Annotated in this window: 13 protein-coding genes; 12 read left to right on the top strand and 1 reads right to left on the bottom strand. The window is 50.9% G+C overall.

Features of this window, described 5'->3' with window-relative positions; all coding sequences use genetic code 11:
* The first annotated feature begins 176 nt into the window (after positions 1–176).
* The 10 genes from rph (at position 177) to EDM55_RS04010 (ending at position 12,051) form a co-directional block, all read left to right on the top strand.
* Positions 177–938, top strand: coding sequence for a ribonuclease PH (rph, locus tag EDM55_RS04055; RefSeq protein ID WP_092273966.1), 762 nt, complete (start codon positions 177–179; stop codon positions 936–938).
* Positions 931–1,533: an XTP/dITP diphosphatase gene (locus EDM55_RS04050; protein WP_092273963.1), complete on the top strand. Its 603-nt coding sequence runs from the start codon at positions 931–933 to the stop codon at positions 1,531–1,533. The genes rph and EDM55_RS04050 overlap by 8 nt, the downstream gene beginning before the upstream one ends.
* 46 nt (positions 1,534–1,579) lie before the next feature.
* A complete protein-coding gene (locus EDM55_RS04045) occupies positions 1,580–2,104 on the top strand; it encodes a metallophosphoesterase family protein (protein ID WP_122959669.1) in 525 nt (174 codons plus the stop codon).
* A gap of 126 nt (positions 2,105–2,230) precedes the next feature.
* Positions 2,231–3,523: a trigger factor gene (gene tig, locus EDM55_RS04040; RefSeq protein ID WP_092273957.1), complete on the top strand. Its 1,293-nt coding sequence runs from the start codon at positions 2,231–2,233 to the stop codon at positions 3,521–3,523.
* A 179-nt stretch (positions 3,524–3,702) separates the two neighbouring features.
* The gene (gene clpP, locus EDM55_RS04035; RefSeq protein WP_092273954.1) at positions 3,703–4,284 is read left to right on the top strand and encodes an ATP-dependent Clp endopeptidase proteolytic subunit ClpP; all 582 of its coding nucleotides are present in this window, start codon (positions 3,703–3,705) and stop codon (positions 4,282–4,284) included.
* A gap of 20 nt (positions 4,285–4,304) precedes the next feature.
* Complete coding sequence (clpX, locus tag EDM55_RS04030) at positions 4,305–5,570, top strand: ATP-dependent protease ATP-binding subunit ClpX (protein ID WP_092273951.1); 1,266 nt, start codon at positions 4,305–4,307, stop codon at positions 5,568–5,570.
* A 166-nt stretch (positions 5,571–5,736) separates the two neighbouring features.
* The gene (gene lonB, locus EDM55_RS04025) at positions 5,737–7,434 is read left to right on the top strand and encodes an ATP-dependent protease LonB (protein ID WP_092269688.1); all 1,698 of its coding nucleotides are present in this window, start codon (positions 5,737–5,739) and stop codon (positions 7,432–7,434) included.
* A 236-nt stretch (positions 7,435–7,670) separates the two neighbouring features.
* The gene (lon, locus tag EDM55_RS04020; protein WP_122959668.1) at positions 7,671–10,010 is read left to right on the top strand and encodes an endopeptidase La; all 2,340 of its coding nucleotides are present in this window, start codon (positions 7,671–7,673) and stop codon (positions 10,008–10,010) included.
* Entirely contained in the window at positions 10,007–10,663 is a 657-nt protein-coding gene (yihA, locus tag EDM55_RS04015; protein ID WP_092269680.1) for a ribosome biogenesis GTP-binding protein YihA/YsxC, read from the top strand. The genes lon and yihA overlap by 4 nt, the downstream gene beginning before the upstream one ends.
* Positions 10,664–10,698: 35 nt before the next feature.
* Positions 10,699–12,051, top strand: a complete 1,353-nt coding sequence (locus tag EDM55_RS04010) for a protein O-GlcNAcase (protein ID WP_122959667.1) — start codon at positions 10,699–10,701, stop codon at positions 12,049–12,051.
* 78 nt (positions 12,052–12,129) lie between these two features.
* Here EDM55_RS04010 and EDM55_RS04005 read toward each other — a convergent pair whose 3' ends face one another.
* Positions 12,130–13,071 (bottom strand): DMT family transporter, encoded by a 942-nt coding sequence (locus EDM55_RS04005; protein ID WP_246070948.1) that lies wholly within the window; start codon positions 13,069–13,071, stop codon positions 12,130–12,132.
* Between the two features lie 258 nt (positions 13,072–13,329).
* On the opposite strand from EDM55_RS04005, the gene hemA reads away from it, so the two are divergent.
* On the top strand, positions 13,330–14,685 hold the full coding sequence (gene hemA, locus EDM55_RS04000; RefSeq protein WP_092269674.1) for a glutamyl-tRNA reductase: 1,356 nt from the start codon (positions 13,330–13,332) through the stop codon (positions 14,683–14,685).
* A gap of 39 nt (positions 14,686–14,724) precedes the next feature.
* Complete coding sequence (locus EDM55_RS03995; RefSeq protein WP_122959666.1) at positions 14,725–15,543, top strand: cytochrome C assembly family protein; 819 nt, start codon at positions 14,725–14,727, stop codon at positions 15,541–15,543.
* Positions 15,544–15,549 lie beyond the last annotated feature (6 nt).

Raw genomic sequence — 15,549 nt, 5'->3', positions numbered from 1 at the left:
ATCGAATTTATAAATCAATCGCAACCCTTTTTCTCGCCCGAAGGAGGAATCATCCTATTCATGCGAATATTTGCAATTGAGGCAAATAGCCGTTGGACGTTTGTTCAGTGGCAGACCAAATCCTGCCTCTGGTATAATGAGCGAAGTGTATCAAAGCGATTTAGGAGGAACTTGGAATGAGAGTGGATGGCCGTGCCCATGACCAATTGCGCCCAGTTACGATTACGCGCAATTACATTAAACACGCAGAAGGATCTTGCTTGATCGAAGTCGGAGATACAAAGGTGATTTGTACGGCAACTCTGGAGGATCGAGTACCTCCGTTTATGCGTGGTGGCGGAAAGGGATGGATCACAGCCGAGTACTCCATGCTCCCGAGAGCGACAGCAACGCGCAATGCTCGGGAGTCGTCCAAAGGGAAAGTAGGCGGGCGCACGATGGAGATCCAGCGCTTGATCGGGCGTGCCCTGCGTTCAGTCGTTCATCTGGAAGCGATGGGCGAGAAGACGATCTGGATTGATTGTGACGTGATTCAGGCGGATGGCGGTACGAGAACAGCCTCCATTACAGGTGCATTCGTCGCCTTGGTTGATGCGATGCAAAAGCTGGTGGTGAGCGGGACCTGGAAGCAGCTGCCCCTGCACGATTTTCTGGCAGCGACCTCAGTAGGCGTCATCGGGGAAGAAACGCTGCTGGACTTGAATTACAAAGAAGATTCGACAGCTACCGTTGACATGAACGTCGTCATGACAGGCAAAGGCAAATTCGTTGAGCTGCAAGGTACCGGGGAGGATGCTCCATTCTCGCCTGAACAGCTGCAGGACATGATCGCACTTGCCAAAACAGGGATCAACCAGCTGGTTGCCGCTCAGAAAGAGGCCTTGGCTGACGTACCTTTGACGTTTGCAGACAATGTAGCGGAGGAAAGCCATGTCTAGTCGTAAACAAGTGGTGCTCGCCACGCGCAACCAGGGAAAAGTCAAAGAGTTTAACAGACTCTTTGCGGAAGCAGGCTGGGAAGGTATTAGCCTGGCGAATTTTGAAAACGTGCCTGAAGTAGTAGAGGATGGAGAAACATTCGAAGCAAACGCGATAAAAAAGGCAGTGACGATTTCTACATACTTGGGAATGCCTGCAATCGGTGACGACTCGGGCTTGGAGGTCGATGCCCTGGAGGGGAGACCGGGTGTTTACTCGGCACGCTATGCAGGTGAGGACGCTACCGACGAAGAGAATTGGCGCAAGCTCCTGCAGGAAATGGAAGCTGTACCGGATGCGGATCGTACGGCGCGCTTCCGCTGCACACTGGCTTTTGTTGTGCCAGGAGGGGAGCCTGTCATCACGAGTGGTGCCTGCGAAGGTATGATCGCACACGAACCGGCTGGGACGAACGGCTTCGGCTATGACCCCGTCTTTTATTTGCCCGAGCAAAATAAAAGGATGGCACAGCTGGCACCGGAGGAGAAAAATCAGATCAGCCATAGAGCGCGTGCCATGCAAAAATTGCTGCAAGTCCTGCGCGAGCAAAAGTAAGCAAGCGGCGCCAGCTAAAAGAAAGAACGGGAGAGTGAGGTCGCAGGTGGGGATTCTGGTGATGAGCGACAGCCATGGTCTGGTGAGGGAAGTTGCGCAAGTTGTGGGCAGACATAAAGTAGAGAAAATCCTGCATTGCGGGGATTTCTGTGTGGATCATACGCGAGATCCCTTTTCCAAAATGACGCTCGTTAGGGGTAACTGCGATACCACAAAGGCGGTCCCGACGGAGCAGCAGACGAAATGGAATGATTTACATATTCTGCAAACCCACGGCCATCTGTTCGGCGTGAAAAGCTCGCTGCTGCGTCTCCATTACCGTGCAGAGGAGACGGGTGCAAACGTCGTCATTTTTGGCCACTCCCATGTTCCCGTCTGTGGCGTGGAGCGGGATGTCCTGTTCCTCAACCCCGGAAGCCTCCAGATGCCGCGCGGTTTTGACGTCCCGACCTATGCGATTTTGGAGCAAACGGGAGTAACATCCACTGCCGTGCAAGTCTCGGTTTCTTTCTACGATCATCTGGGCAGCCCTGTGAAAAGTCTGGGAGGAAAATACTCTCTTAGACGCTAAAACAGGGTCTTGTTGAAAATGAAAAGTTTTGTGCTATACTAGAATGGTTATAATGGCTAGAATATTATCGTCCGAGCCTGTATGGCTGGCGGTGTTCTTTGATCCAATCTAGGAGGGGAAGTTTACGTGGCAGCAAATTGGGAAAAGGTAGAGAATAACCAGGGAGTCCTGACGGTTGAAGTAGATGCTTCGGAAGTAGACGCAGCATTGGACCAAGCGTTTAAAAAAGTGGTTCAAAAAGTTCAGGTTCCTGGATTCCGTAAAGGGAAAGTTCCGCGCAAAATGTTTGAAGCGCGTTTTGGTGTAGAATCTTTGTATCAGGATGCACTCGACATTCTGCTTCCAACTGCATACGGACAAGCTGTGAAAGAAGCTGGCATCGAGCCAGTTGACCGTCCAGAAGTTGACGTAGCACAAATGGAGCAAGGAAAAAACCTCATCTTCAAAGCGACTGTAACTGTGAAGCCAGAAGTGAAACTCGGCGACTACAAAAACCTGAGCATCGAAGAAAAAGACTTCTCTGTAACAGAAGAAAGCGTTGATGCTGAGCTGAAGCGTATGCAAGAGCGTCATGCTGAACTGGTAGCAGTTGAAGAGGGTGCTGCTCAAAACGGCGACCTGGCAGTAATCGACTTCGAAGGCTTCCAAGACGGTGTAGCGTTTGAAGGCGGAAAAGCAGAAGACTACTCTCTGGAACTGGGTTCCGGTACTTTCATCGCTGGCTTTGAAGAGCAAGTAGTAGGCTTGAATGTTGGCGAAGAAAAAGACATTACCGTAACATTCCCAGAAGAATACCACTCTCCAAACCTCGCTGGTAAAGAAGCGGTATTCAAAGTGAAACTGACTAGCTTGAAGCGCAAAAACCTGCCAGTTTTGGACGACGAGTTCGCAAAAGACGTGAGCGAGTTCGACACTCTGGAAGAGCTGAAAGCTGACACCAAGAAAAAACTCGAAGAAAAATCCGCGCAAGACAAAGATCAATATGTTCGTGAGCAACTCGTTCTGAAAGCAGCTGAAAACGCTGAGATCGATCTGCCAGAAGTTATGGTAGAACACGAACTGGATCAAATGGTAAACGAGTTTGGCCAACGTCTCCAATACCAAGGTATGACATTGGAGCTGTACTTCCAGTTCTCTGGTATGGACGAAAGCCAACTGCGTGACCAACTGCGCGCAGATGCAACTTCACGTGTTCGGACATCCCTGACACTGGAAGCAATCGGAAAAGCTGAAAACATCGAAGCAACAGAAGAAGATGTAAACGAAGAGCTGAACAAGCTGGCTGGCGTTTATGGCCGCCCTGCAGACGAGTTGCGTAAAATCTTCTCCGCTCAAGATGGTATGGCAGCCCTGTACCGCGATGTTCAAACTCGCAAAACAGTAGATTTCCTGGTTGCAGAAAGCAAAGTAAGTGCATAAGCTTAGGAAGAACGAATGATTGACCAGTAGGCGGGCAACCGCTTGCTACTTTTGGAAAACACAAGGCACGATACGCTCGTGCCTTGTTTTTCCACCGAAGGATATTTTTTTCGAGGTCCTTCTCACTGCATTACGAGGTCGCATAGCCACATGCTTTTCGGCAAAGGAGGAACATACATATGCTGATCCCTATGGTCATTGAACAAACGAGCAGAGGCGAACGCTCCTATGATATCTACTCGCGCCTCTTGAAAGACCGGATTATCCTTTTGGGCACAGAGATTGATGATGAAGTCGCCAATCTGATCGTCGCCCAACTGCTGTTTTTGCAGGCAGAAGATCCGGACAAAGATATTTCGCTATACATAAACTCTCCTGGCGGTTCTGTAACCGCAGGCATGGCTATCTACGACACGATGCAGTACATTAAGCCTGACGTTTCTACGATCTGTGTAGGCATGGCAGCAAGCATGGGAGCGTTCCTCTTGGCGGCGGGAGCAAAGGGCAAGCGTTTTGCTCTGCCGAACAGTGAAGTCATGATTCACCAACCGCTCGGCGGCGTGCGCGGGCAAGCAGAGGATATCCGCATTCATGCAGATTGGATCCTCAAAACCAAACGCCAGCTTAATGAAATTTTGTCAGAGCGGACAGGTCAGCCTATCGAACGAGTAGAGGCAGATACGGATCGCGACAATTTCATGAGCGCAGAGGACGCAAAGGCCTATGGCTTGATCGATGCTATTATTGAACGCAAAAACTGACCCGTTGTGAGGTGAAGCGCATGTTTAAGTTTAACGACGACAAAGGCCAATTGAAGTGCTCCTTCTGCGGCAAGTCCCAGGAACAGGTGCGCAAGCTGGTAGCTGGTCCTGGTGTATACATCTGTGACGAGTGTATCGAACTGTGCAATGAGATTGTACAGGAAGAGCTGGGCACGGAAGAAGAAATCGACATGAAGGAAATCCCGAAGCCAGTGGAAATCCGCAAAATCCTGGACGACTATGTCATCGGTCAGGATCTGGCGAAAAAATCGCTGTCTGTCGCGGTATACAACCACTACAAACGGATTAATTCCGGCGCCAAGATCGAGGATGTGGAGCTGCAAAAATCCAACATCATGCTGATCGGGCCGACTGGTAGCGGTAAAACCTTGCTGGCGCAAACGCTGGCTCGCATCTTGAATGTTCCGTTCGCAATCGCTGATGCCACTTCCCTGACAGAAGCCGGCTATGTGGGCGAAGACGTGGAAAATATCTTGCTGAAGCTGATCCAGGCAGCCGATTACGATGTAGAGAAAGCAGAAAAAGGCATTATCTACATCGATGAGATCGACAAGGTCGCTCGCAAATCGGAAAACCCATCGATCACACGCGATGTTTCCGGTGAAGGCGTACAGCAAGCTTTGCTCAAAATTTTGGAAGGTACCGTTGCGAGTGTTCCTCCGCAAGGCGGCCGTAAGCATCCGCATCAGGAGTTCATCCAGATCGATACCTCCAACATCCTGTTCATTTGCGGTGGAGCATTTGACGGGGTGGAGCAAATCATCAAGCGCCGTTTGGGCAAGAAGGTCATCGGTTTCGGTGCCGACTTTACGGAAGGCGTAAAAGGCGATCTGAAAGCTGGAGAGTATCTGAAATACGTACTTCCAGAAGACCTTTTGAAATTTGGTCTGATTCCAGAGTTCGTCGGTCGTTTGCCAGTACTGGCGACGCTCGAGCCATTGGATGAAGAGACGCTCGTACGCATTTTGACGGAGCCGAAAAACTCCCTCGTGAAGCAGTATCAAAAACTGCTGAGCTTAGACGGAGTCGAGCTCGAGTTCGATGCGGGTGCACTCCTGCAAATCGCGAAAGAAGCGATCAAACGCAATACAGGTGCACGCGGACTTCGTGCGATCATCGAGCAAATCATGCTCGATATGATGTACGAACTGCCTTCTCGTGAAGACGTCGACAAGTGCGTCATTACGGAAGAAACCGTACGTGATAAAGTGAAGCCGCAGCTCATGAACAAAGAGGGTCATGAAGTTCGTGGAGAAACTGCATAAGCTACTTGCTGGAAAAAAAGCCGCTCCGTGCATTCGGGGCGGTTTTTTGCATTTCCGAAAGCCTTTTGGGGACGTGGGTTCTTGGTTTACGTCTACGATTGCGGGGCAATACTACAAGATATAGTTCAAGAGACGCTTTTACATAGGTGCAGTGGGAGGGATTCAAATGGACTATACGACATTGGTCATTGCCGTCATTGAAGTAGTCGTTGGGATCGTAATCGGGACCTACTTTTGGAATTTGCTGCGAGCACAACGGAATACCAAGACGTCCACGGAGAAAGAGTCGAGAAAGGATCTGGATTCGATTCGGCGGATGAGAATGGTGGCTTTGACGGAGCCGCTATCCGAGAAGACGAGACCGTCCACACTGGAGGAGATCGTCGGACAAGAGGATGGGCTGCGTGCATTGAGGGCAGCGCTGTGCGGACCAAACCCACAGCATGTCATCGTATATGGGCCGCCGGGAGTAGGCAAAACGGCAGCAGCCAGGGTCGTTCTGGAGGAAGCCAAGAAAAATCAGCTTTCCCCCTTTACTGCGGATGCCAAATTCATTGAGATTGATGCGACGATTGCGCGATTTGACGAACGAGGGATAGCGGATCCGTTGATTGGCTCCGTCCATGATCCGATCTACCAAGGAGCAGGCTCCCTCGGTCAGGCAGGGATTCCCCAGCCGAAGCCAGGAGCTGTTACCAAAGCACACGGAGGAATGCTGTTCCTCGACGAAATTGGCGAGCTGCATCCTGTGCAAATGAACAAACTGCTGAAGGTGCTGGAAGACCGTAAAGTTATGCTGGAAAGCGCTTATTACAGTGAGGAAAACAGCCAAATTCCTTCGCATATTCATGACGTGTTCAAGTATGGGCTGCCTGCTGACTTTCGTTTGGTGGGAGCAACGACGCGATTGCCGGAGGAACTGCCTGCCGCGCTGCGCTCCCGTTGTCTGGAGATCTTTTTCCGTCCATTGAAGCCAGGTGAGATTGGCAGCATCGTGCGTACGGCAGTTGCCAAGATGGAACTGGATATTGAGGATGCGGCAGTTTCTGTCATTGAGCGCTATGCGACAAACGGGCGGGAAGCGATCAATACGCTGCAAATCTCCGCCGGGATCGCCTTGACGGAAGAACGGAAGAATATCGTCGCTGCGGATGTAGAGTGGGTGATGCACAGCAGTCAGAAATCGCCGCGCCCGGAAAAACAGGTGCATGAAACCCCACAGATCGGCTTGGTCAATGGTCTTGCCGTCTATGGCCCCAACATGGGCAGTGTGATGGAGCTTGAGGTAACAGCATCGCCAGCCATGGTCAATGGCCAAGGAAAAATGGCGATTACGGGAATGGCAGAGGAAGAGGAAATGGGCAGTCGCAGCAGGACCATTCGCCGAAAATCGATGGCGAGAGGTTCCGTGGAAAACGTGTTGACCGTTTTGCATCGCATGGGCATACGTCCGTACGATTACGATCTGCATATCAATTTTCCAGGTGGGATTCCTGTAGATGGACCATCAGCAGGAATTACGATTGCAACAGCGATTTACTCTGCAATTCGCGGCATTCCGGTTGACAACCGTTTGGCGATGACCGGCGAAGTCAGCATCCACGGGAAAGTGAAACCAGTGGGTGGGGTCGTTGCCAAGGTCGAAGCAGCCAGACAAGCTGGGGCGACACGCGTCCTTATTCCTGAGGAGAACTGGCAAAGCATTTTTGCGGAGATGAAAGGCATTGAGATTATCCCGGTATCGACGGTTGCCCAAGTGATGGAGCTCGCGGTACCTGAACAGGCCGAGCCCGAGGCGGAAACGACGGGCTTTACACTGCAGCTTCCTGCTGATGATCTGGCATCTTCGCCATTTTCCTTGTAACACTCGGGAGCGCATGCAAATTAGACATCGCATGGCGTTTGCGCTACAATGGAAAAAAGCTTCTGCTTGCAAAGAGTAGTGGGCCGCTATTCCTTGGCCCGCTTTGCTTTTGGGGGCGCCGTACGGGAGCGAAAACGGCTATTTCAACCGTTTTTGCATGTACGACCAAAAGACTGAAAACTCTTAAGCTGACTCATTGCAAGAGGGATAGATTCAACAAGGAGAGGTGCATCCGCTTGGGCGAACGTTCCGGTAAACGAGAATTACCGCTTCTCCCGCTGCGTGGCTTGCTTGTGTATCCGACTATGGTGCTCCATTTGGACGTGGGACGTGAAAAGTCTATTCGTGCCTTGGAGCAAGCGATGGTGGACGACAACAAGATCTTGCTTGCGACACAGGAAGAAGTACACATAGAGGAACCAGATGCTGAGCAAATCTACAGCATCGGAACTGTTGCACGCGTAAAACAGATGCTGAAGCTGCCAAACGGTACAATCCGTGTATTGGTAGAAGGCTTGCAGCGTGCCAAAATCGAGGAATATCTTCAACAGGAAGATTATTTCGTCGTGTCCATTACATATTTGCAGGAAGAAAAAGCAGAGGAAAACGAAGTGGAAGCGTTGATGCGTTCGCTGCTCAACCACTTTGAGCAATACATCAAGCTGTCGAAAAAGGTTTCCCCGGAGACGCTCACATCCGTACAGGACATCGAGGAGCCGGGCAGACTTGCCGACGTGATTGCTTCTCATTTGCCTTTGAAAATGAAGGACAAACAGGAAATTCTCGAGACGATTAACATCCAGGAGCGTCTGGAGATCCTGCTCACGATCCTGAACAACGAGCGCGAGGTGCTGGAGCTCGAGCGCAAGATTGGCAACCGAGTAAAGAAGCAGATGGAGCGCACGCAGAAGGAATACTACCTGCGTGAGCAAATGAAGGCGATTCAAAAAGAACTGGGCGACAAGGACGGCCGCCAGAGCGAAGTAGATGAGCTGCGTGCTCAGCTGGAAAAGTCCGATGCACCTGAGCGGATCAAAACCAAGATCGAAAAAGAGCTGGAGCGTCTGGAAAAAATGCCGTCGACCTCCGCAGAGGGCTCTGTCATTCGTACGTATATTGATACGCTGTTTGCGTTGCCGTGGACAAAGACGACCGAGGATAACCTCGACATCAAGCATGCAGAAGAAGTACTGGACGAAGATCACTACGGTCTTGAAAAGCCAAAAGAGCGCGTGCTGGAGTACTTGGCTGTCCAAAAGCTCGTCAATTCCATGCGTGGCCCGATTCTTTGTCTGGTCGGCCCTCCTGGGGTAGGGAAAACGTCACTCGCTCGCTCAGTTGCTCGTGCACTGGGCCGTGAGTTTGTCCGTATTTCCCTCGGTGGTGTGCGGGACGAAGCAGAGATTCGTGGTCATCGCCGCACATACGTAGGGGCCTTGCCAGGACGGATTATCCAGGGAATGAAGCAGGCTGGCACGATTAATCCTGTATTTTTGCTGGATGAGATCGACAAGCTCGCTTCTGACTTCCGCGGCGATCCTGCTTCCGCTCTTCTGGAAGTGCTCGACCCGAACCAGAATGACAAGTTTAGCGATCATTATATAGAAGAAACGTACGACCTGACGAACGTGATGTTCATTACGACGGCGAACAGCCTCGACACCATTCCGCGTCCACTGCTCGACCGGATGGAGGTCATCTCGATCTCCGGCTACACGGAGCTGGAGAAGCTGAACATCCTGCGTGGCTACCTGCTGCCTAAGCAAATGGAAGACCACGGTCTGGGTAAAGATAAGCTGCAAGTGAATGAGGATGCAATGCTCAAGCTCGTTCGTTTGTACACGCGCGAAGCCGGGGTGCGCAATCTGAATCGCGAAGCGGCAAACGTATGTCGAAAAGCGGCCAAGATCATCGTAAGCGGAGAGAAAAAGCGCGTAGTGGTTACGGCCAAAACGTTGGAATCTTTGCTCGGCAAACCTCGCTATCGCTACGGCCTGGCTGAGAAACAGGATCAGGTTGGTTCCGTCACAGGATTGGCATGGACACAGGCTGGCGGCGACACGCTGAATGTAGAAGTGAGCATTTTGGCGGGGAAAGGCAAGCTGACTCTGACCGGTCAATTGGGCGACGTAATGAAAGAGTCGGCGCAAGCTGCATTCAGCTACATCCGCTCTCGTGCCAACGAATGGGGAATCGACCCCGACTTCCATGAGAAGAACGACATCCACATCCACGTACCAGAAGGCGCGATTCCTAAAGACGGTCCGTCTGCAGGGATTACGATGGCAACCGCATTGGTGTCTGCTCTGACAGGAATTCCGGTGAAAAAGGAAGTCGGAATGACGGGCGAAATTACCCTGCGTGGCCGTGTGCTGCCGATTGGAGGCCTGAAAGAAAAATGCATGTCTGCACACCGCGCAGGCTTGACGACGATCATTTTGCCAAAGGACAATGAAAAAGACATCGAGGACATTCCAGAAAGCGTTCGCGAAGCCCTTACTTTCTATCCGGTTAAGCATTTGGACGAAGTGCTGCAGCGTGCTCTAACGAAACAACCGGTAGGTGAAAAGAAATGAAAGTAACATCATCCGAGTTTATCATAAGCGCTGTTGGACCCAAGCAATACCCGGAGGACGGACTGCATGAGATCGCTCTCGTGGGCCGTTCCAACGTCGGTAAGTCATCCCTATTGAACAAAATGATGAATCGCAAAGGTCTGGCGCGTATCAGCTCCCGTCCAGGGAAAACGCAAACCTTGAACTACTTTCGCGTCAACAACATGCTCTATTTTGTAGACTTTCCTGGCTACGGCTACGCGAAAGTAGCGAAGACCATCAAAGAGCAATGGGGCAAGATGATTGAAGGCTATTTGAAGAATCGCCAGGAGCTGCGCTTCGTGATTCAGCTGGTCGATATTCGCCACGCACCGAGCAAGGACGATATCGCCATGTATGACTGGTGCAAGCAAATCGGGATTCCGACTGTGGTGGTGGCGACCAAAGGCGATAAAATTGCACGTGGACGCTGGCTGCAGCATACAAAAGTAATCCGTCAAAGTCTGCGTTTGCGCGGAGATGACACAATCATCGTCTTCTCCTCGGAGACAGGACAGGGTAAAGATGAGCTATGGGGAGAAATTCTCCGCCGCTTGCGTGGTGGCGATCAGACGGCAGAAGTGGCGGAGACACCCGTGGAAACTCCTGCGCCTGTAGCAGGTAAAAACGACTGACGCTATTTCCGGAGGGGGAAGGGGAGGCAGCATTCGTGAGCGAGGTTGCACGCTTTGCCATACGTGGCGTAATCGAAGGTTTTTACGGAACGCCCTGGACGCATGCAGAGCGGCTGGACATGATCCATTTCCTTGGCAGACATGCCTACAACACCTATTTTTATTCCCCAAAGGACGATTTGTACTTGCGGGAAAAATGGATGGAAAAGCATCCAGAAGTGGCTGAGCGTGAAATTGACGAGCTGATCAGGCAGACCGTAAAAGACAAGGTCCAATTCGTCTACTGCCTAAGTCCGGGATTGAGTATGGAGTACAGCAATCAGGACCATACCGACTTGCTTTTGAGGAAATACCGCATGATGTACGACAAAGGGGTTCGGTTTTTTGCTCTGCTGTTCGATGATATTCCGATGCACCTCCTGCACGCGGCGGATACAGCGCGATACGATCATTTGGCGGCAGCCCATGTCGATGTCACGATGCGTGTGTGGAGCGAGCTGAAAAGCTGGTCGCAGTCGATCAAATTGGCAATCTGTCCAACCCAGTACAACGGGCTTGGAAAAGAACCGTACGTCCAGTATGTGGGCATGCATCTGCCAGAGGGGATCGATCTTTTCTGGACAGGTCGTTTTGTCTGCTCCCCATTTTTAACGGATGGCGACGCACAGCGATTTCAGAAATATACGAATCACAAGCCTTTGTACTGGGACAATTATCCCGTGAATGATTTGGCGATGGCAAACGAGCTGCATATCGGTCCGCTGCGTCACCGGGACCCCGATCTGTGGAGTCATTCAGAAGGCTACGTGGCGAATGCGATGTCCAGGCCGGAATGCTCGAAGATTCCTTTGATTACGACGGCGGCTTACTTGCGCGATCCGCTGGGCTACGATCCGCAGACGGCATGGGAAGAAGCTGTAAATGAGGTCGTCGGTGAAAAGGACGCAGCTGCCTTTATGCGCTTCGCTGATAACGTGCAGAGCTCCTTTCTGAACGAAATCGAATCACCGCGGATGATGGAAGCTCTGCTCAAGTTTCGCTTTCAGTTTCTTCAGGGAGACCGACAGGAGGCGGTAGCACAGCTGCAGTCTCTGTTTGTCGAAATGGAGGAAGCCGCAGAGCAGCTGCTGCAGGGAATGACCAATCAAAAGCTTGCACTCGAATGCAGGCCATGGCTCGAAAAGTACCGCCACTGGGCGAAAGTCGGCCAATCGGCTGTCGGTCTGGTCGAGGCAGGGACGAGTGGAAGGCTGACACAGGCTGCCTTTCACCTGCTGAAGCTGAAGCAATGGCTGAAGCGGACGGAGAAGCTGCCGCAAAAAGTATGCGGGCAAGTCATGAATCTGTTTGTCGACGCGGTCATGCAGGAAGTTCGGAAGGCGACCTGATTGCCCTTACAGAAAAACAAAAAGGTTCCCCTCTCGATCCGTGAGAAGGGAACCTTTTTGTATCAGATGGAACTTATCTTATACAGATTCGCTGCTATCGTTCGGTTTGTTCTTTTCTACCCGACTGCTGCGGATCCATTCCTGGATGGGAAGCTCTGCCAGTATCATCCCGATGAAGATCAGCAGACAGCCGACGAGCTGTCGTCCGTTCAAGACTTCGTGGATGAAGATGTAGGAGGTCAGTGCGGCGAATACGGGTTCCAGTGCAAAAATAAGCGCGACCCTGGTCGAGCTAGTCTGCTTTTGCAGGGCCGTCTGTGCCAGAAAGGCCAAGGCTGTTGCAAAGATAGAAGTGATGATGAGCCCGAATGCAACTTCTGTCTGGAACAAAATGTGTGGATCAAAGGCACGGCTGTAATCCTCAAAGAAGAACGCGTAGATCCAGCTCATGATCGCTACGGTTCCAAGCTGGGTGATGGCAAGCGGCAGGGCGGAAAATTGCGGCGCGTACTTTCCGGTAAAGACGATTTGCATCGCAAAGCAGATCGCACAGCCAAAGACGAGAATGTCACCAAGATTAAAAGAGAACTCTTGATTTTGTGTCAGAAGGTACAGACCAAATGCAGCAAGGATAACCCCGACAACTGCTGCCGGTTTGGCACGCTCTTTTAATAGAAGCATGGAGAACAACGGTACCAGAACGACAGACAGACCTGTGATGAAGCCTGCTTTCGATGGCGTCGTGTAGAGAAGCCCCACTGTTTGCAGAGCGTAGCCGAGGCAGAGCCAAAACCCGAGGATCACGCCGGATTTGACCAGCTGGCGGCTCCAATCCTTCCAACGATGACGGTACAAGAAGACTTGTATGATGAGCAAAAAGAGTGCAGCGATGGTAAAGCGAACCGCATTAAACGTGTTTGGAGGAAGCAACTCGATCGCCTGTTGGACGACCAGGAAAGTAGACCCCCAGATAAAAGCAATTAATAGCAGTGTGAAATCTGCCACCCATGGTTTTTTCAATGCTTCTAATCTCCCCTCCACCAACATTCGAAATGTTATGGTTTTTCTTTTATCTAGCCTGCATCTTAAGCCATTCTACAGGGGAAAGCAAGGGAATGGAACCATGAGTTTCGATATGAAAACCGACTCCATCGGATGGAAAGTGCACGCCGTTAATAAATTTTTCACAATTACTCGTGGTCGATTCTGGACATAATGTTATAATAATAGTGCATTTTACACATGGTGTATGTAAGCACGTCATGCTGGGAGGACATTATGGATATTCTTTTGCTGGGCCTCAATTATAAAACGGCGCCTGTCGAAATACGCGAAAAATTTACGTTTAGTGACGATGGGACCGCCCGTGCTCTTCATCTACTCTCCCAGACGAAGAGTATTGCGGAATGTATCATTCTCGGTACGTGCAATCGCACGGAGATTTATGTCGTATGTGATCAGGCCAACATCGGCCGTGACTATACACGTCGCTTTTTAGCGGAATGGTTTGGTGTGGAGAAAGAGCAATTTAAGGATCATTTGTATATAAAGGAAAACGAAGAGGCGATAGACCATCTGTTCCGTGTATCTTCTGGACTGGATTCCATGGTCGTAGGAGAGACGCAGATTTTGGGACAGGTGCGTGACGCTTTCTTGCTGGCGCAGGAGCATGCGACGACGGGCACTGTGTTTAACATGCTGTTCAAGCAAGCGATTACGTTTGCCAAGCGTGCGCATACCGAGACAGCGATTGGTCAAAATGCCGTATCGGTCAGCTACGCGGCTGTTGAGCTCGGGAAGAAGATTTTCGGTTCCTTTGCAGGGAAATCGGTGCTGATCGTAGGGGCAGGCAAGATGAGTGAGCTGACAGCCAAGCATTTGCATGCGAATGGCTCGGAAAAAGTGATCGTGGCCAATCGCACACTGGAAAGAGCGCAGCTGCTGGCCGAGAAATTCAAAGGGGACTCCTGTACGATGGAGCAGCTGCCAGCGGCGCTGCTCGAAGCAGACATCGTCATCAGCTCGACTGGGGCAAACGGCTACGTCCTGGGCAAAAACGAACTGGCTCCGATCATGAAAAAGCGCAAGCATCGTCCACTGTTCATGGTCGATATCGCGGTACCGCGTGATTTAAACCCTGATTTGCACGATCTGGACAATGTGTTTCTCTATGATATCGACGATCTGGAAGGCATCGTGGCGAGCAACGTGGCTGAGCGTTCCCGTGAAGCAGATCGCATCGATGCCATGATTCAGGACGAGATCCTCGCTTTTTCCAACTGGTATCAAACGCTTGGCGTGGCACCTTTGATTGCTGCTCTGCGTGAAAAGACGCTGGGTGTCCAGGTGGAAGCGATGCGCAAGATCGAAAACAAGCTGCCTAACCTGACAGAGCGCGACCTACATATCATTCGCAAGACGACAAAAGGGATCGTGAATCAGCTCATGCATGATCCGGTGGTGCGCTTGAAAGAGATGGCGGCTTCAAAAGATGGCGAGGAAGTTTTGGAGATGTTCGCCAAGATGTTTGCCTTGGAGGATATTTTGGAACGTACAGAAAAGGAAGCCAAGTGGGCAGACGAGAAAACCAAACAAGTAGCTGCTCCCGCGCCCGCGATTAGAGCAAACCGATAGAAACCGATAGAAACCGATGGGAAAGAGGGGAGAGAGTGCATGGCCGAGGTGAGATGGATCTACGACCTGACGATCTTTCTCTACGCTGCAAGTGTTCTCTTCTATTTTAACGACTTCTTGCAAAGCAACCGGAAAGTCAATCGTTTGGCTTTCGGGTTGCTTGTTGTCGTTTGGGCCTTGCAAACTGCTTTTTTTGTTTCACAGACAATCATGAAGACGTATTTTCCTGTCATCACTTTGTTTGAAACGCTCTTTTTTTATTCATGGGTGTTGGTAAGTCTCTCACTTGCCATTCACTATTTTTTTCGAATAGACTTACTGGTGTTTTTTACGAATATTATTGGGTTTGTCGTTCTGGTCATGTCCATGTTTTTGCCGGAGACACCGATCGTCGCCGTATCGAGCGTTTTGCAATCCGAGCTGCTGTTGACACATGTAACGCTGGCGATGTTCAGCTACGGCGCATTTTCCTTGTCCCTGATTTTTTCCGGCATGTACCTGCTGCAGCATAAAATGCTCAAGGAACGCCGATGGACACCGCTGCTGCGGAGGCTACCGAGCCTCGATCAGCTGGAGAGCTACGCGTACCGGATGAACATGCTCGGTGTGCCCATGCTGTTGCTTTCGATTGTATTGGGGATTATTTGGGCGAAAATGGTACTGCCGGATAAATTTATGCTGGATGCCAAGGTGGTCCTTTCTCTCATCGTGCTAGCCAGCTATTCCTTCTGGGTTTATAAAAGATACAGGGATACGATGCCGATTCGCAAAATGCAGATTTGGAACATCCTTGCATTCGCTTTGCTTTTGATCAACTTTTTTGGAGCGAATACTTCAACATTTCACAGCTGGTGGTAAAGCTGT

This window comes from Brevibacillus centrosporus, from assembly GCF_003710815.1.
Lineage (GTDB): Bacteria > Bacillota > Bacilli > Brevibacillales > Brevibacillaceae > Brevibacillus > Brevibacillus centrosporus.
The sequence above is the reverse complement of the archived record's forward strand: the minus strand, read 5'-3'. Positions and strand labels throughout refer to the sequence as shown.